17 protein-coding genes are annotated in these 17,654 nt (G+C 53.7%); 9 read left to right on the forward strand and 8 right to left on the reverse strand.

Going from position 1 to position 17,654, the window contains the following annotated elements:
• The first annotated feature begins 15 nt into the window (after positions 1 to 15).
• The 5 genes from dnaE to tilS all read left to right on the forward strand — a co-directional run bounded on the left by dnaE (position 16) and on the right by tilS (position 8,566).
• The gene (dnaE, locus tag OGV67_RS17540; protein WP_024130683.1) at positions 16 to 3,498 is read left to right on the forward strand and encodes a DNA polymerase III subunit alpha; all 3,483 of its coding nucleotides are present in this window, start codon (positions 16 to 18) and stop codon (positions 3,496 to 3,498) included.
• A 12-nt stretch (positions 3,499 to 3,510) separates the two neighbouring features.
• Complete coding sequence (gene accA, locus OGV67_RS17545) at positions 3,511 to 4,470, forward strand: acetyl-CoA carboxylase carboxyl transferase subunit alpha (protein ID WP_012133972.1); 960 nt, start codon at positions 3,511 to 3,513, stop codon at positions 4,468 to 4,470.
• 129 nt (positions 4,471 to 4,599) lie between these two features.
• Entirely contained in the window at positions 4,600 to 6,738 is a 2,139-nt protein-coding gene (gene ldcC / locus OGV67_RS17550) for a lysine decarboxylase LdcC (RefSeq protein ID WP_115615092.1), read from the forward strand.
• 59 nt (positions 6,739 to 6,797) lie between these two features.
• A complete protein-coding gene (locus tag OGV67_RS17555) occupies positions 6,798 to 7,187 on the forward strand; it encodes a VOC family protein (protein ID WP_071257623.1) in 390 nt (129 codons plus the stop codon).
• 62 nt (positions 7,188 to 7,249) lie between these two features.
• Entirely contained in the window at positions 7,250 to 8,566 is a 1,317-nt protein-coding gene (gene tilS, locus OGV67_RS17560) for a tRNA lysidine(34) synthetase TilS (protein WP_115615091.1), read from the forward strand.
• Between the two features lie 83 nt (positions 8,567 to 8,649).
• Here the strand turns inward: tilS and rof are convergent, their stop codons facing one another.
• Entirely contained in the window at positions 8,650 to 8,910 is a 261-nt protein-coding gene (gene rof / locus OGV67_RS17565; RefSeq protein WP_024130681.1) for a Rho-binding antiterminator, read from the reverse strand.
• Positions 8,897 to 9,097: a YaeP family protein gene (locus tag OGV67_RS17570; protein ID WP_012133967.1), complete on the reverse strand. Its 201-nt coding sequence runs from the start codon at positions 9,095 to 9,097 to the stop codon at positions 8,897 to 8,899. Before OGV67_RS17570 ends, rof begins: the two co-directional genes overlap by 14 nt.
• A 199-nt stretch (positions 9,098 to 9,296) precedes the next feature.
• Between OGV67_RS17570 and OGV67_RS17575 the strand changes: the two genes are divergently transcribed.
• From OGV67_RS17575 to nlpE, 3 genes are read left to right on the forward strand one after another with little or no spacing between them, the layout of a single operon-like run.
• Positions 9,297 to 9,842 carry a YaeQ family protein gene (locus tag OGV67_RS17575; protein ID WP_012133966.1) on the forward strand — a complete coding sequence of 182 codons (546 nt, stop codon included), beginning with the start codon at positions 9,297 to 9,299 and terminating at the stop codon, positions 9,840 to 9,842.
• The gene (gene arfB / locus OGV67_RS17580; protein ID WP_012133965.1) at positions 9,839 to 10,261 is read left to right on the forward strand and encodes an alternative ribosome rescue aminoacyl-tRNA hydrolase ArfB; all 423 of its coding nucleotides are present in this window, start codon (positions 9,839 to 9,841) and stop codon (positions 10,259 to 10,261) included. Before OGV67_RS17575 ends, arfB begins: the two co-directional genes overlap by 4 nt.
• 30 nt (positions 10,262 to 10,291) lie before the next feature.
• Positions 10,292 to 10,996: an envelope stress response activation lipoprotein NlpE gene (gene nlpE / locus OGV67_RS17585; RefSeq protein WP_012133964.1), complete on the forward strand. Its 705-nt coding sequence runs from the start codon at positions 10,292 to 10,294 to the stop codon at positions 10,994 to 10,996.
• A gap of 59 nt (positions 10,997 to 11,055) precedes the next feature.
• On the opposite strand, the gene proS is transcribed toward nlpE, so the two are convergent.
• The 6 genes from proS to metN all read right to left on the reverse strand — a co-directional run bounded on the left by proS (position 11,056) and on the right by metN (position 16,644).
• Positions 11,056 to 12,774, reverse strand: a complete 1,719-nt coding sequence (gene proS, locus OGV67_RS17590; RefSeq protein WP_012133963.1) for a proline--tRNA ligase — start codon at positions 12,772 to 12,774, stop codon at positions 11,056 to 11,058.
• Positions 12,775 to 12,884: 110 nt separating this feature from the next.
• A complete protein-coding gene (gene tsaA / locus OGV67_RS17595; protein WP_024130680.1) occupies positions 12,885 to 13,592 on the reverse strand; it encodes a tRNA (N6-threonylcarbamoyladenosine(37)-N6)-methyltransferase TrmO in 708 nt (235 codons plus the stop codon).
• Complete coding sequence (gene rcsF, locus OGV67_RS17600; RefSeq protein WP_012133960.1) at positions 13,589 to 13,993, reverse strand: envelope stress sensor lipoprotein RcsF; 405 nt, start codon at positions 13,991 to 13,993, stop codon at positions 13,589 to 13,591. The genes tsaA and rcsF overlap by 4 nt, the downstream gene beginning before the upstream one ends.
• A gap of 118 nt (positions 13,994 to 14,111) precedes the next feature.
• Complete coding sequence (gene metQ / locus OGV67_RS17605) at positions 14,112 to 14,927, reverse strand: methionine ABC transporter substrate-binding lipoprotein MetQ (RefSeq protein ID WP_012133959.1); 816 nt, start codon at positions 14,925 to 14,927, stop codon at positions 14,112 to 14,114.
• Between the two features lie 39 nt (positions 14,928 to 14,966).
• Positions 14,967 to 15,620 (reverse strand): methionine ABC transporter permease MetI, encoded by a 654-nt coding sequence (locus tag OGV67_RS17610; protein ID WP_012133958.1) that lies wholly within the window; start codon positions 15,618 to 15,620, stop codon positions 14,967 to 14,969.
• Positions 15,613 to 16,644: a methionine ABC transporter ATP-binding protein MetN gene (metN, locus tag OGV67_RS17615; protein WP_115615090.1), complete on the reverse strand. Its 1,032-nt coding sequence runs from the start codon at positions 16,642 to 16,644 to the stop codon at positions 15,613 to 15,615. The genes OGV67_RS17610 and metN overlap by 8 nt, the downstream gene beginning before the upstream one ends.
• Positions 16,645 to 16,833: 189 nt before the next feature.
• Here metN and gmhB point away from each other — a divergent pair, with 189 nt between their 5' ends.
• Positions 16,834 to 17,400: a D-glycero-beta-D-manno-heptose 1,7-bisphosphate 7-phosphatase gene (gmhB, locus tag OGV67_RS17620; protein ID WP_047458784.1), complete on the forward strand. Its 567-nt coding sequence runs from the start codon at positions 16,834 to 16,836 to the stop codon at positions 17,398 to 17,400.
• Positions 17,401 to 17,654 lie beyond the last annotated feature (254 nt).

The raw sequence follows: 17,654 nt of genomic DNA on the forward strand, positions 1-17,654 counted from the left end.
AACGGGAATCTGAAGATGTCTGAACCACGTTTCGTCCACCTGCGGGTGCACAGCGACTACTCCATGATCGATGGGCTGGCGAAAACCGGGCCGCTGGTAAAAAAGGCGGCCGCGTTAGGCATGCCTGCGCTGGCGATCACCGATTTTACCAACCTTTGCGGTCTGGTGAAGTTCTACGGAACGGGCCACGGCGCAGGGATTAAGCCTATTGTCGGCGCTGATTTCCATGTTCGCGGCACTCCGCTGGGAGATGAACTCTGCCAGTTGACCGTGCTGGCGGCAAATAATACGGGCTATCAGAATCTTACTCTGTTGATCTCAAAAGCCTATCAGCGTGGCTACGGCGCAGAAGGGCCGGTGATCGACAGGGAATGGCTGACTGAATTAAAAGACGGTCTGATTTTGCTTTCCGGTGGCCGGATGGGCGATGTGGGCCGCAGTTTGTTGCGCGGCAACAGTGCGCTGGTGGACGAATGCGTCGCCTTCTATGAAGAACATTTCTCCGACCGCTACTATCTGGAGCTGATCCGCACGGGTCGGCAGGATGAGGAAACGTATCTGCATGCGGCGGTTGAGCTGGCGGAAACGCGTGGCTTGCCGGTTGTCGCAACGAATGATGTCCGCTTTATTAACAGCGAGGACTTTGACGCGCACGAAATCCGCGTGGCTATTCACGATGGTTTTACGCTCGACGATCCTAAACGCCCGCGTAATTATTCGCCGCAGCAATATATGCGTAGCGAAGACGAGATGTGCGAGCTGTTCTCCGACATCCCGGAAGCGCTGGAAAACAGCGTTGAGATAGCCAAACGCTGTAACGTGACCGTCCGTCTGGGCGAATACTTCCTGCCGCAGTTTCCAACGGGGGACATGACCACCGAAGACTTCCTGGTCAAGAAATCGAAAGAGGGTCTGGAAGAACGTCTCGAATTCCTGTTCCCTGACGAAGCGGTGCGTAAAGAGAAGCGTCCCCCCTATGACGAACGTCTGGACATTGAACTTCAGGTTATTAACCAGATGGGGTTCCCAGGCTACTTCCTCATCGTGATGGAGTTTATCCAGTGGTCGAAAGATAACGGCGTACCGGTGGGGCCGGGGCGCGGTTCCGGTGCGGGGTCGCTGGTGGCCTATGCGCTGAAAATTACCGACCTTGATCCACTGGAATTCGACCTGCTGTTCGAACGTTTCCTTAACCCGGAACGTGTCTCCATGCCTGACTTCGACGTTGACTTCTGTATGGAGAAACGCGACCAGGTTATCGAACACGTAGCGGATATGTACGGCCGCGATGCGGTATCTCAGATTATTACCTTCGGTACGATGGCGGCGAAAGCGGTTATCCGCGACGTGGGGCGCGTGCTGGGGCACCCGTACGGTTTCGTGGATCGTATCTCGAAACTGGTGCCGCCTGACCCAGGCATGACGCTGGCGAAAGCGTTTGAGGCGGAACCGCAACTGCCGGAAATTTACGAGGCGGATGAGGAAGTTAAAGCGCTGATCGATATGGCGCGCAAGCTGGAAGGCGTCACGCGTAACGCCGGTAAGCACGCCGGTGGCGTGGTTATCGCGCCGACCAAAATCACCGATTTTGCGCCGCTGTACTGTGATGAGGCCGGTCAGCACCCGGTAACGCAGTTTGATAAAAACGACGTGGAATACGCCGGGCTGGTCAAATTCGACTTCCTGGGGCTGCGCACGCTCACCATCATTAACTGGGCGCTGGAGATGATCAACGCCCGCCGCGAGAAGAATGGCGAACCGCCGTTGGATATCGCGGCAATCCCGCTGGATGACAAGAAAAGCTTCGACATGCTGCAACGCTCGGAAACCACGGCGGTCTTCCAGCTTGAATCCCGCGGCATGAAAGATCTGATTAAGCGTCTGCAACCTGACTGCTTCGAAGATATGATCGCGCTGGTGGCGTTGTTCCGCCCCGGCCCGTTGCAGTCGGGCATGGTGGATAACTTCATCGACCGTAAGCATGGCCGTGAAGAGATTTCCTATCCAGACGTGCAATGGCAGCATGAAAGCCTGAAACCCGTACTGGAGCCGACCTACGGCATCATCCTGTACCAGGAACAGGTTATGCAGATTGCCCAGGTGCTTTCCGGTTACACCCTTGGCGGCGCGGATATGCTGCGTCGTGCGATGGGTAAGAAAAAGCCGGAAGAGATGGCGAAACAGCGTTCCGTCTTTGAAGAGGGCGCCAGAAAGAACGGCATCGACGGCGAGCTGGCGATAAAAATCTTCGACCTGGTGGAAAAGTTCGCCGGGTACGGGTTTAACAAATCGCACTCCGCCGCCTATGCGCTGGTGTCTTACCAGACGCTGTGGCTGAAAGCGCACTACCCGGCAGAGTTTATGGCGGCGGTAATGACCGCCGATATGGACAACACCGAAAAAGTGGTCGGTCTGGTGGATGAATGCTGGCGCATGGGACTTAAAATCCTGCCGCCGGATATCAACTCAGGACTGTATCACTTCCACGTTAACGACGACGGCGAAATTGTTTACGGCATCGGCGCGATCAAAGGCGTGGGTGAAGGCCCGATTGAAGCTATCATCGAGGCGCGCAATAAAGACGGTTACTTCCGCGAGCTGTTTGATTTATGTGCCCGCACGGACACGAAAAAGCTCAACCGCCGGGTACTGGAAAAACTGATTATGTCCGGGGCGTTTGACCGCCTTGGGCCGCACCGCGCCGCGCTGATGAACTCGCTGGGCGACGCGCTGAAAGCCGCCGATCAGCATGCCAAAGCGGAAGCGATCGGACAGGCGGATATGTTTGGCGTACTGGCGGAAGAGCCGGAACAAATTGAACAATCCTATGCCAGCTGCCAGCCGTGGCCGGAACAGGTGGTGCTGGACGGGGAACGTGAAACGTTGGGGCTTTACCTGACGGGACACCCTATCAATCAGTATTTAAAAGAAATTGAGCGCTATGTCGGAGGCTACCGGCTGAAAGACATGCATCCGACAGAACGTGGTAAAGTCACCACGGCTGCGGGGCTCGTGATTGCTGCAAGGGTTATGGTCACCAAGCGCGGCAATCGTATCGGCATCTGTACTCTGGATGACCGCTCTGGACGTCTGGAAGTTATGCTGTTTACCGACGCTCTGGATAAATATCAGCAATTGCTGGAAAAAGACCGCATACTTATCGTCAGCGGACAGGTCAGCTTTGATGACTTCAGCGGCGGGCTTAAAATGATGGCCCGTGAAGTCATGGATATTGACGAAGCCCGGGAAAAATATGCTCGCGGGCTTGCTATCTCGCTGACGGACAGGCAAATTGATGACCAGCTTTTAAACCGACTCCGTCAGTCTCTGGAACCCCACCGCTCGGGGACAATTCCAGTACATCTCTACTATCAGAGGGCGGATGCACGCGCGCGGTTGCGTTTTGGCGCGACGTGGCGTGTCTCTCCGAGCGATCGTTTGCTAAACGATCTCCGTGGCCTCATTGGTTCGGAGCAGGTGGAACTGGAGTTTGACTAATACAGGAATACTATGAGTCTGAATTTCCTTGATTTTGAACAGCCGATTGCAGAGCTGGAAGCGAAAATCGATTCTCTGACTGCGGTTAGCCGTCAGGATGAGAAACTGGATATTAATATCGATGAAGAAGTGCATCGTCTGCGTGAAAAAAGCGTAGAACTGACGCGCAAAATCTTTGCCGATCTTGGCGCATGGCAGGTTGCTCAACTGGCGCGCCATCCGCAACGTCCATACACCCTGGATTATGTTCGCCTGGCGTTTGATGAATTTGACGAACTGGCGGGCGATCGCGCCTATGCGGATGATAAAGCTATCGTCGGCGGCATCGCGCGTCTGGATGGTCGTCCAGTGATGATTATTGGTCATCAGAAAGGCCGTGAAACGAAAGAGAAAATCCGTCGTAACTTCGGCATGCCGGCACCTGAAGGGTATCGCAAAGCGCTGCGTCTGATGGAAATGGCTGAGCGTTTCAACATGCCGATCATTACCTTTATTGACACCCCTGGCGCTTACCCTGGCGTGGGCGCGGAAGAACGCGGTCAGTCTGAAGCGATCGCACGTAACCTGCGTGAAATGTCACGCCTGAGCGTACCGGTGATTTGTACCGTTATCGGCGAAGGGGGTTCCGGCGGCGCGCTGGCGATTGGCGTGGGCGATAAAGTGAATATGTTGCAGTACAGCACCTATTCCGTTATCTCCCCGGAAGGCTGTGCGTCCATTCTGTGGAAAAGCGCGGACAAAGCGCCGCTGGCCGCAGAAGCGATGGGTATTATCGCGCCGCGCCTGAAAGAGCTGAAGCTGATTGATTCCATCATTCAGGAACCGCTGGGTGGCGCGCACCGCAACCCGGAAGCGATGGCGGCTTCTCTGAAAGCGCAACTGCTGGCCGATCTCGCCGATCTCGACGTGTTGAGCAAAGACGATTTGAAAAACCGTCGTTATCAGCGCCTGATGAGCTACGGCTACGCGTAAACATCATCAATGCCTGATGGCGCTTGCGCTTATCGGACATGGAGTAAAAAGGGTCACATTTTGTGGCCCTTTTTTTTACCTGCGGTTTGACCAGGCTATGATTAGCTAAGGTTTTTCCAGGAGGAACGCATGAATATCATTGCCATCATGGGGCCGCATGGCGTTTTTTATAAAGACGAACCCATCAAGGAACTTGAGCTTGCCCTACAGTCGCAGGGGTTTCAGATTATCTGGCCGCAAAATAGCGTCGACCTGCTGAAATTCATTGAACACAATCCGCGAATCTGTGGCGTCATTTTTGACTGGGATGAGTACAGCCTCGATTTGTGTAGCGATATCAACCAGCTAAATGAATACCTGCCGTTGTATGCGTTTATCAATACGCATTCGACGATGGATGTCAGCGTGCATGATATGCGTATGGCACTGTGGTTTTTTGAATACGCGCTCGGCCAGTCAGAAGATATTGCAACCCGCATCCGCCAGTATACGAATGAATACCTTGATAACATCACGCCGCCGTTCACCCGGGCGTTGTTTACCTATGTGAAGGAAGGAAAGTATACCTTTTGCACGCCGGGGCATATGGCGGGAACCGCTTACCAGAAAAGCCCAATTGGCTGTCTGTTTTATGACTTCTTCGGAGGGAATACGCTAAAAGCGGATGTGTCTATTTCCGTGACCGAACTGGGTTCGCTGCTGGACCATACCGGGCCGCACCTGGAGGCGGAAGAGTATATTGCCCGCACCTTCGGCGCCGAGCAGAGTTATATGGTGACCAACGGCACCTCCACATCGAACAAAATTGTCGGCATGTACGCGGCGCCGTCGGGCAGCACGCTGCTGATTGACCGTAACTGCCATAAATCTCTCGCGCACCTGTTGATGATGAGCGATGTGGTGCCCCTCTGGCTGAAACCCACGCGCAACGCACTCGGTATTCTGGGGGGCATTCCTAAGCGTGAATTTACGCGTGAGAGTATTGAACATAAGGTTTCGGAGACGGCGCAGGCGCAGTGGCCGGTACATGCGGTTATCACCAACTCGACCTATGACGGCCTGCTGTACAACACCAACTGGATTAAACAAACGCTGGATGTCCCTTCGATCCATTTCGACTCGGCCTGGGTGCCCTATACCCATTTTCACCCGATTTATCAGGGGAAAAGCGGGATGAGCGGCGAGCGGGTGCCGGGAAAAGTCATCTTCGAAACGCAGTCGACGCATAAAATGCTGGCGGCGCTGTCTCAGGCATCGCTTATTCACATTAAAGGGGATTACGATGAAGATACCTTTAATGAAGCGTTTATGATGCACACCTCAACATCGCCAAGCTACCCCATCGTGGCGTCGATTGAGACGGCTGCGGCAATGCTGCGTGGCAATCCGGGTAAACGATTGATCAATCGCTCCGTGGAGCGGGCGCTTCATTTTCGCAAAGAGGTACAGCGGCTGCGCGAAGAGTCGGAAGGCTGGTTCTTTGATATCTGGCAACCGGAAGAGGTGGATGAAGCGGAATGCTGGCCCGTTGCGCCCGGCGAGGAGTGGCACGGTTTTACCGATGCGGATGCCGACCATATGTTTCTCGATCCGGTGAAAGTCACCATTTTGACGCCCGGTATGGATGAGCAGGGCAACATGAGCGAGGAGGGGATCCCCGCAGCGCTGGTGGCGAAGTTCCTTGATGAGCGCGGCGTGGTGGTAGAAAAAACCGGGCCTTATAACCTGCTGTTCCTGTTCAGTATTGGTATTGATAAAACCCGGGCGATGGGATTGCTGCGCGGCCTGACGGAGTTTAAACGCGCTTACGATCTTAATCTGCGCGTTAAAAATATGCTGCCGGATCTGTACGCCGAAGATCCCGATTTTTATCGTAATATGCGGATTCAGGATCTGGCGCAGGGTATCCATAAACTGATCCGCCAGCACGATCTTTCCGGGTTGATGTTACGGGCGTTCGACACATTGCCCGAAATGAAAATGACGCCGCATCAGGCCTGGCAGAGGCAGATAAAAGGCGAAGTGGAGACCATCGCGATTGATCAACTGGTGGGGTGTATTTCCGCCAGTATGGTGCTGCCGTATCCGCCTGGCGTGCCGTTGCTGATGCCGGGGGAGATGATCACCGAAGCGAGCCGCGCGGTACTCGATTTTCTGCTGATGCTGTGTTCCATCGGCCACCATTACCCTGGCTTTGAGACCGATATTCATGGCGCAAAACAGGATGAAGATGGCGTTTACCGAGTGAGAGTCTTAAAAACGGCATGATGGCTTGCCTGAGCGACTGCAAGGCGGGTAACGTGCTGATAACACATTAAGGAGACGCTATGCTGGGATTAAAACAGGTTCACCATATTGCGATTATTGCGACGGATTATGCGGCGAGCAAAACGTTTTATTGTGACGTACTGGGTTTCACGCTGTTGAGTGAAGCGTACCGGGAAGAACGTGATTCCTGGAAAGGCGACCTGGCGTTAAACGGGCAATATGTGATTGAGCTTTTTTCTTTTCCCTTCCCGCCTGCGCGACCGAGCCGACCGGAGGCCTGCGGTCTGCGGCATCTGGCGTTCAGCGTGGAAGACGTAGACAAAGCGGTAGCGCATCTGGAGGCGAACAACGTTAAATGCGAGTCGGTTCGCGTTGACCCGTTTACGAATAAACGTTTTACCTTTTTCAACGATCCAGACGGACTACCGCTCGAACTGTATGAGCAGTAAAACTTGTCATCACGGTTTCTGCCCGGTAACGTGCCGGGCAGTGCCACAGTTAAGCAATGATCATGACAACACTCACCCTGAACGCCTCACTCCTGCCATACCGCCAGATTCTGGTGGCCTTTAGCGGCGGGCTGGATTCTACCGTACTGCTGCATCAACTGGTGCAATGGCGAGAACAGCAGCCTGATGTCACGCTGCGCGCCATCCATATTCATCATGGGTTAAGTTCCCATGCCGATAGCTGGGTGACGCATTGCGAGGCTGTGTGCCAGCAGTGGCTGGTGCCGCTGGTTGTCCGACGTGTGCAGCTTCAGGATGAGGGGCTGGGTATTGAGGCTCAGGCGCGCCAGGCGCGATACGCGGCCTTTGCACAGGCGCTGCATCCCGGTGAAGTCCTGGTCACGGCCCAGCATCTTGACGATCAATGTGAAACGTTTCTGCTGGCGTTGAAGCGCGGCAGCGGCCCGGCGGGATTGTCCGCTATGGGGGAACGCTCGTCGTTTGCCGGAACGCAGCTGATCCGCCCGCTACTTGGGGAAACCCGTGCGGCGCTGGAGCAGTGGGCAAAACGCTATGCGCTGCGCTGGATTGAGGATGAAAGCAATCAGGATGATGCCTACGATCGTAATTTCCTGCGCCTTAGGGTGCTGCCGCTGCTGCAACAACGCTGGCCACATTTTGCTGAAGCGACTGCCCGTAGCGCCGCGCTTTGCGCAGAACAGGAGCGCCTGCTGGATGAGCTTCTGGCAGAGGATTTAGCGGGCTGTATCACCGCTGATGGAGCATTGCAGTTAGCGCCGTTAATGGCGATGAGCGGCCCGCGACGTGCTGCGCTATTGCGCCGCTGGCTGGCCGCGAAGCATGCGCCGATGCCTTCCCGCGACGGGCTGGAACGTATCTGGCAAGAGGTGGCGCTGGCGCGTGAGGACGCCGCTCCCTGTTTGCGCTTTGGCGAGTACGACATTCGCCGTTATCAGTCACAGCTATGGTGGATAAAATCCGTTACCGGCCAAAGCGCGACGGTGATCCCGTGGTCATCGTGGCAAACACCGTTATCGCTGCCCGTTGGACTTGGGACGGTGCGGCTTGTTCCAGGAGGCGACCTGCGCATGCCGCGTGCCGACGAGCCAGTTAGCATACGCTTTAAGGCATCTGGGTTACTGCATATTATCGGGCGCAATGGCGGGCGTAAGCTAAAGAAAATCTGGCAGGAACTGGGCGTACCGCCCTGGCGGCGGGATACCACGCCGCTGCTGTTTTATGGCGAGACGTTGATTGCTGCCGCAGGTATTTTTGTTACCTGTGATGGTCTGGCGGAGGAGGGAGCGGGCGTCAGGCTGGAATGGAAGGAAGAGACGTCGTCATCGCGTAATGCCTGATGGCGCTGCGCTTATCAGGCCTACGTATCGCATGGAAAGTAGGCCGGATAAGGTGCTTGCACCGCCATCCGGCAACAAAAGAATCAGGATTCGCTGACGATTACAGTACCGATTTGTGGATGACTGAAGCTGGTAATTTTGTCCAGACGCAGCTCGCGTGTTTCACCGGCGACATCCGCGATCAGATATTCCACGTTTTTGCGCGACACCAGATCGTTGGCTTTCGCCTGTAAAACTTCTCCATCCTTAAGTTCCAGCGTCAGTAACAGATGATGCTGGCAGGCGAGTTCAAGATTATCGTAATCATCGCAGTTGATGGGTTGATACGTTTCATTCATTGACATAATCGCTCACCAGTAAGTTCGCGGCAGCATATGCCGCCTTTTCCCTGACCGACTCTGAAAGGGCATCGTCTGCTGCCACTTCATTAAGCACTTTCAATACACAACCCAGCGCATCCGGGACATACCCTAAGTCTCCGCTGGCGATTTCCGCATACCGCTTGCGTATTAACTCACAATATTTTTCCACATGCCCTCCTGTCAGCACTCTGACTTAACCGTGGATGCAAGTCTAAGCCTACGAAGATAAACTCTGTTTAGCAAGGTGACTATAACATACCCATCCAGGCAATATCAGCAGGTTGACGGCGCAGGTATACGACATCCGTTAACAGCCTTTTGACGCAGATTTCGCTACAATGTGTCCCTGATTCGAAAGGAGTTCTCTCATGGCGCTTAAAGCGACGATTTATAAAGCCGTAGTCAATGTGGCGGATCTTGACCGCAACCAGTTTCTTGACGCGGCATTGACGCTGGCGCGTCACCCTTCTGAAACGCAGGAGCGCATGATGCTGCGCCTGCTGGCCTGGATTAAATATGCCGATGAGCGCCTACAGTTCACGCGTGGTCTGAGCGCAGAAGATGAGCCTGAGGCATGGCTGCGTAACGACCATCTGGGGATTGATTTATGGGTTGAGCTGGGGCTGCCGGATGAGCGCCGCATTAAGAAAGCCTGTACCCAGGCTGCGGAGGTTGCGCTGTTTGCCTATAATAGTCGTGCCGCGCAAATCTGGTGGCAGCAGAACCAGAGTAAATGCGCGCAGTACGCTAACCTGTCCGTGTGGTATCTGGATGATGAGCAACTGGCGAAACTGAGTGATTTTGCCGGCCGAACCATGACGTTACAGGCAACGATTCAGGATGGCGCCATCTGGCTGTCGGATTCTCAGAATAATCTGGAAATTCATCTGGCTGCATGGCAACAGCCTTCATGATTGTCATCTCCCGAAATGTCTCGATTCCCGACAATGAGCTGGAAATCACAGCCATTCGTGCGCAGGGAGCGGGTGGACAGCACGTTAATAAGACCTCAACGGCTATCCATTTGCGCTTTGACATTCGGGCCTCTGGCCTGCCAGAGTATTATAAGGAACGTTTGTTGGCTGCCAGCCATCATCTTATTAGCAGCGATGGCGTCATTATTATCAAGGCGCAGGAGTATCGCAGCCAGGAGCTCAACCGGGAGGCGGCTATCGCCCGGCTGGTGGCAGTCATCAAAGAATTAACCGCAGTGCAAAAAAGCCGACGGGCAACCCGCCCTACGCGCGCGTCGAAAGAACGCAGGTTGTCATCGAAGGCACAAAAATCCACAGTGAAGGCGCTTCGCGGTAGAGTTCGTCGTCCTCAGGAGTGACGAGCGGGGATAACATTTCATAAGGAATTTATGGTGAAAACAGCGATATTGTCAGTAGCGGCAGCATGCACGCTCTTTGCCTTGATCGGATGTAATAATCGTACTGAAGTGGAAGCGTTACAGCCGACGCAGACGGCAGAATTAAAACCGATGCAGCAAAGCTGGCGTGGCGTATTGCCTTGCGCAGACTGTGAAGGGATCGAAACCTCTTTGTTCCTGGAAAAAGATGGAACATGGGTGATGAATGAACGTTATCAGGGCGTTCGTGAAGAACCCTCTTCGTTTGCCTCGTATGGCACCTGGGCGCGTACAGCCGATAAACTGGTATTGACCGACAGCAAAGGCGAGAAGTCTTACTATCGTGCGAAAGGCGACGCTCTGGAAATGCTTGATCGTGAAGGTAATCCGATTGAGTCGCAGTTTAATTACACGCTTGAGTCGGTGTCTGCCAGTTTGCCCGTAACGCCAATGCCGGTGCGCGGCATGTATTTCTATATGGCGGATGCGGCGACCTTTACCGATTGCGCTACCGGGAAACGGATGCCGGTGGCGAACAATGCTCAGCTGGAACGTGATTATCTGGCGGCACGAGGCGCTGCGGAAAAGCCGGTATTATTAACGGTGGAAGGTCACTTTACGCAGGAAGCCAACCCGGATACGGGCGCGCAGGTAAAAACGCTGGTGGCCGATAAAGAGATTAAATTCGTTCCTGGACAGGATTGTTCCAGCAAGTAATTGCGGTATCGACCCCGTCTGGACATAAAAAAACCCCGCATCAGCGGGGTTTTTTGTGTTTAGCCTTTGATGGCTTTCACCAGGAAATCGACGATCTCGCCAGTTTTAATCAACTGCTTCTCGCCGTTACGACGGTATTTGTATTCAATATCGTCGTTGTCCAGGTTACGGTCGCCCAGCACGATAGTGTGCGGGATGCCGATCAGTTCCATATCCGCGAACATGACGCCAGGACGCTCTTTACGGTCATCCATCAGCACTTCGATGCCTTGTGCGCGCAGTTCACCGTACAGTTTTTCCGCCAGTTCCTGCACCCGGAAGGACTTGTGCATGTTCATCGGCAGAATGGCAACCTGGAATGGCGCAATGGCGTCAGGCCATACAATACCGCGTTCGTCGTAGTTCTGCTCAATCGCCGCCGCCACCACGCGCGTTACCCCGATACCGTAGCAACCCATCGTCAGGATCTGGTTACGACCATCTTCACCCTGTACGGAGGCTTTCAGCGCTTCGGAATACTTGGTGCCCAACTGGAAGATATGACCTACTTCGATGCCGCGTTTAATCAGCAGCGTGCCCTGGCCGTCCGGGCTTGGATCGCCTGCCACGACGTTACGGATATCGGCGACTTCTGGCGTCGCGACATCGCGATCCCAGTTGATGCCGAAGTAGTGCTTACCGTCGATGTTGGCGCCTGCCGCGAAATCGCTCATTACTGCAACGGTACGGTCGATCACCACCGGAACCGGCATATTTACCGGGCCGAGAGAACCCGGGCCGGCTTTCACCAGCGCACGAATCTCTTCTTCTGTGGCGAAGGTTAGCGGGCTGGCAACCTGCGGCAGTTTTTCCGCTTTCACTTCGTTCAGTTCGTGATCGCCACGTACCAGCAGAGCAACCAGCGGGTAGCTGCTTCCTTCAACCGCTTTCACCAGCAGCGTTTTGACGGTTTTCTCAATCGGCAGATTGAACTGCTCAACCAGCTCCGCGATGGTTTTCGCGTTTGGCGTATCAACCAGCGTCATCTCCTGGCTGGCAGCCGCGCGCGGCGCTTTCGGCGCAACGGCTTCGGCGAACTCAATGTTAGCCGCGTAGTCAGAAGAATCAGAGAAGATCACATCATCTTCACCGCTTTGCGCCAGTACCTGGAACTCGTGGGATGCGTTACCGCCGATAGACCCCGTGTCTGCCTGTACCGCGCGGAAATCCAGGCCCATACGGCTGAAGATTTTGCTGTAAGCGGCATACATTGCGTCGTAAGTTTCCTGTAGCGATTCCTGAGAGGTATGGAAAGAGTAGGCGTCTTTCATCAGGAATTCGCGGGAACGCATTACGCCGAAACGCGGACGTACTTCGTCACGGAATTTGGTCTGGATCTGGAAGAAGTTCAGCGGCAGCTGTTTGTAAGAACTGAGTTCGTTACGAATCAGGTCGGTGATAACTTCTTCGTGAGTCGGGCCGAGTACGAACGGACGCTCGCCACGGTCAACAAAACGCAGCAGTTCCGGGCCGTACTGTTCCCAACGACCACTCTCTTGCCACAGGTCAGCAGGCTGAACCACTGGCATTGACACCTCGATGGCACCGGCGTTATTCATCTCTTCACGCACGATGTTTTCGACTTTTTTCAGGACGCGCAGGCCAGTCGGCAGCCAGGTATATAACCCGGAGGCGAGCTTGCGGATCATCCCGGCGCGCAGCATCAGTTGATGGCTGATAACCTCGGCGTCGGCAGGTGTCTCCTTCAGAGTGGAGAGCAGATATTGGCTAGTACGCATGTTGTTACGGTTCCAGTTGGACGATCGAACAGGCTCAACGCGAGCCTGACACAAAAAAAGTGATTTAGTTTACCAGCGAGAAAGGGATGTCAAAAGAGAAGGGCGTGAAATTAGCGGGGTTCCAGCGCAAAGACTTCAAAACCCTCTTCGGTGACGCGCCAGCGCACGTTGAAATCGTGCAGCCAGACGGCGTACGTTTTACCGGTCTCTTCACCTTTACGATAGGCGGGACGCGGATCTTGCGCCAGCACTTCGCCGATAAATGTTTTCAGTTGCGGGTAACGCTGTTCAAGCCGTGAAAGCTGTTGGTCAATGTCGGCCGTGAAGCTGACGTGCATCTCTGCAACAGGCGCCTGTTGCGCATAGCTGGCCGTTGCGCCCGGTAATGACTCGGCAAACGGCAGGTAGGGTTTGATATCAATAACCGGCGTACCATCAACCAGATCCAGACTGCCCAGCTTCAGGATGACTTTCTCTTTCTGACAGACAATCTCTTTCAATTCAACCAGCGACATACCGACAGGGTTAGGGCGAAAGGTGGAGCGGGTCGCGAAGACGCCCATCCGGGCATTGCCGCCGAGACGGGGAGGGCGAACCGTCGGGCGCCATCCGCCAGCCATCGTCTGATGAAAGACGAAGATCACCCACAAATGGCTGAACGCTTCCAGACCGCGAACGGCATCGGCCTGATTATAGGGCGCAACAAGATGCAGTTCGCCGTCGGCGCTTTTTACCAGACCTGGCTGTCGCGGGACGGCGAACTTTTCTTTATAGGGGGAGCGAATAACGCCTATTTGCTCGAACTGAAAACTGCTCATTTAGCCGAGATGTTAAGGGCGGAACCGATGCAAACAGCCTGACGGTAGCAGCCTGGCGTTCCACTGGTGACTTCGCAGCTGTGCAGCAGTACAGCATTCGCCTTCATTTTAGAGGCGTTAATCTGCATGCGTTTACGTGCCGTCGGGATGCTCGGCGGGGAATCCTGATTAGATGCCTGGCAGGAGTCACCGCTGACTTCGCCAAGATCGCGGAACGGTTTACCCACTAACTCTTCGGCGTTGGTGTAAATTCGGACCGGTGCGGCACGCGGCGCTTTCGGTTTTTCCGACTCCGCTTTTGGCGGGGTTGCGGTGCTTTGAACGGGTTCAACAGGGGATCTGCTTAGCATGGAACAACCGCCCAGCATGAGTGCCAATAAACAGATCGGTAAAGCACGCATAATATTTCCTCAATGAATGATCTAATCGTCAGATATTGAATCAGGAGCTTGCATAAATGACAAGACGGGCAAGCGCCCGTCCTGAATGATATTACAGATTGTGGAAACCGCCTAAAAATTACCAGCCTTTAACAGCACCTCCGTTGAAGACTTTATTCGCGGCTTCGTAGACTTCGTCAGACTGATAAGCCTGAACGAATTTCTTCACATTCTCTGCGTCTTTATTGTCTTCACGCGTTACGATCAGGTTAACGTACGGGGAATCTTTATCTTCCACGAAGATACCGTCTTTTGCCGGCGTCAGGTCAATCTGGCTGGCGTAAGTGGTGTTAATCACGGCCAGGGCAATTTGCGCATCGTCCAGAGAGCGCGGCAGTTGCGGTGCTTCCAGCTCAACAATTTTCAGGTTCTTCGGGTTTTCGGTCACGTCCAGAACGGTCGGCAGCAGGCCAACGCCATCTTTCAGTTTGATTAATCCTACTTTCTGCAACAGCAGCAGTGAACGACCAAGGTTAGTCGGATCGTTTGGTACGGCTACCTGAGAACCATCCTGTAGCTCATCAAGTGATTTGATTTTTTTGGAATAACCGGCAATCGGATAAACAAAGGTATTGCCAACGGCAACCAGCTTGTAACCGCGATCTTTGATTTGCTGATCCAGGTACGGCTTGTGCTGGAAAGCGTTCGCGTCGATATCGCCTTTGCTTAACGCTTCGTTCGGTAATACGTAGTCGTTGAACGTCACCAGCTCAACATCCAGACCGTATTTTTCTTTCGCTACTTTTTGCGCGACTTCCGCAACCTGCTGTTCAGCGCCGACAATCACGCCCACTTTGATGTGGTTCGGATCTTTTTCATCCTGGCCGCAACCCACAAGTGCCAGAGAACCAATCAGGGCTCCCACTGCCGCAAAGGTTTTAAATTTGAACGCCATGCTTATTTCCTTAATGAGTCATTTGTGTTGTGTTTAATGTTACTTGTGCGTCACTGCCCGAACGATGCGATCGCCGGATAACTGAATTAAATAAACCAGAACGACCAGTAATACCAGCACCGTATTCATCACGGTAGCATTGTAGCCAATGTAACCATACTGATAGCCAATCTGACCGAGTCCGCCAGCGCCAACGGCGCCGCCCATAGCAGAGTAGCCCACCAGGGTGATCAGGGTAATGGTTGCGGCATTGACCAGACCCGGTAATGCTTCCGGCAGCAGCACCTTACGCACGATTTGCAGCGGCGTGGCCCCCATCGCACGGGAGGCTTCGATCAATCCGGTTGGGATTTCCAGCAATGCGTTTTCCACCATGCGGGCGATAAACGGCGCGGCGCCGACGGTTAACGGCACAATCGCCGCCTGCAAACCGATGGAGGTGCCGACAATCACACGGGTAAACGGAATCATCCATACCAGTAAGATAATGAACGGGATGGAACGGAAGATATTGACGACCGCAGAGAGTGTGCGGTAGAGCTTCGCGTTTTCAATAATTTGCCCTGGACGCGTAACGTACAGCAGTACGCCAACCGGCAGACCAATAACAAAACCAAAAAAGCCGGATACAAAAGTCATCGCCAGCGTTTCCCAGACGCCGCGCGCCAGTAACCACATCATCGCCTCAGACATAACCCAGTACCTCTACTTTCACATGGTGTTCCTGCAACCAGGCAATTGCGGCTTGCGTCTCTTCTTGCGTGCCGTGCATTTCCGTCAGCATAATGCCGAACTTCACGCCGCCTGCGTAATCCATCTGCGCGCTAATAATGTTGTTGTTCACATTGAAGCGGCGGGCCGTCTCAGACAGCAGCGGGGCGTCTACGGATTGTCCGGTAAATTCCATACGCAGCATGGGGACGCTGTCCGCATACGGCTCCGCTTTTAAACGTTCCAGATAATCTTCCGGGATATCCAGATGCAATGTGGACTGGATAAACTTCTGCGCCAGCGGCGTTTTTGGATGGGAGAACACTTCGCTGACCGTATCCTGCTCAATCAGTTCTCCGTTACTGATAACTGCGACACAATCGCAAATGCGCTTAACCACATCCATCTCATGAGTAATAAGAAGAATGGTCAGGCCAAGGCGACGGTTAATATCTTTCAGCAGTTCCAGAATCGAACGGGTCGTTGCCGGATCGAGGGCGCTGGTGGCCTCGTCGCACAGCAGGACTTTGGGATTGCTGGCTAATGCGCGAGCAATCGCTACACGCTGTTTCTGGCCGCCGGAAAGGTTGGCCGGGTAGCTGTCGTGCTTATCGCCGAGCCCTACCAGATCCAACAGCTCTGTGACGCGGCGTTTAATCTCGTCTTTCGGCGTATTGTCCAGTTCCAGCGGCAACGCCACGTTGCCAAAAACGGTACGTGAAGATAACAGGTTAAAATGCTGGAAAATCATGCCAATCTGGCGACGGGCTTTCGTCAACTCAGATTCAGAAAGGGTGGTCAGCTCCTGGCCGCCAACCAATATGCTCCCTTCCGTGGGACGTTCCAGCAGATTCACACAGCGAATGAGTGTGCTTTTACCGGCGCCGGAGGCGCCAATAACGCCATAAATTTGTCCGGCAGGGACATGCAGGCTGACGTTGTTCAGCGCCTGAATGGTGCGAGTCCCCTGTTGGAACACTTTGGTGATATTCGAAAGTTTAATCATTGATTATTTATTATCGTAATTAAGTTAGCCGTGGCATTTTCTTCTGCCTGATACGGTCGAAGCCGTCAACAAAATGGATGTTAAGGCATCCAGACGTCTAAATCAATCAGGCTTTCGATGATGAGCACTTTCTTGCTCGCTGAAACATGCGATACTAACGGCACATGCCTTATTCAGGAGCTATAAAAGGTGGCAAAGTCCGTACCCGCAATTTTCCTCGACCGTGATGGCACTATTAATGTGGATCATGGTTACGTACATGAAATCGATGAGTTCGAGTTTATTGAAGGCGTCATTGACGCGATGCGTGAACTGAAAAAGATGGGCTTTGCGCTTGTCGTTGTTACCAACCAGTCTGGTATTGCGCGCGGTAAATTTACGGAAGCGCAGTTCGAAACGCTGACTGAATGGATGGACTGGTCGCTGGCGGACCGCGATGTCGATCTGGATGGCATCTATTATTGTCCGCATCATCCGCAGGGCAGCGTAGAAGAGTTCCGTCAGGCGTGTGATTGTCGTAAACCGCATCCGGGGATGCTTATCTCTGCGCGTGATTTTCTGCACATTGATATGGCCGCGTCTTATATGGTGGGTGACAAAATAGAAGATATGCAGGCGGCGGCAGCGGCAAATGTTGGTACGAAAGTATTGGTACGCACCGGCAAGCCCGTTACGCCCGAAGCAGAAAATGCGGCAGATTGGGTGTTAAATAGCCTTGCTGACCTGCCATCGGCGATAAGAAAGCAGCAAAAATAAGCGTTGTGATTAAAAGATGAGCGGTTGAGATAAAAATGCATTTTTCCGCTTGTCTTCCTGAGACGACCCCCTATAATGCGCCTCCATCGACACGGCGGATGTGAATCACTTCACACAAACAGCCGGTTGATTAAAGAGAAAAATCCTGAAATTCAGGGTTGACTCTGAAAGAGGAAAGCGTAATATACGCCACCTCGCGACAGAGCGCTAAAGCGCGTCGCAACTGCTCTTTAACAATTTATCAGACAATCTGT

The sequence above is a fragment of the Citrobacter sp. CK188 genome (genome assembly GCF_030333525.1).
In the GTDB taxonomy this organism is placed as follows: domain Bacteria; phylum Pseudomonadota; class Gammaproteobacteria; order Enterobacterales; family Enterobacteriaceae; genus Citrobacter_B; species Citrobacter_B koseri.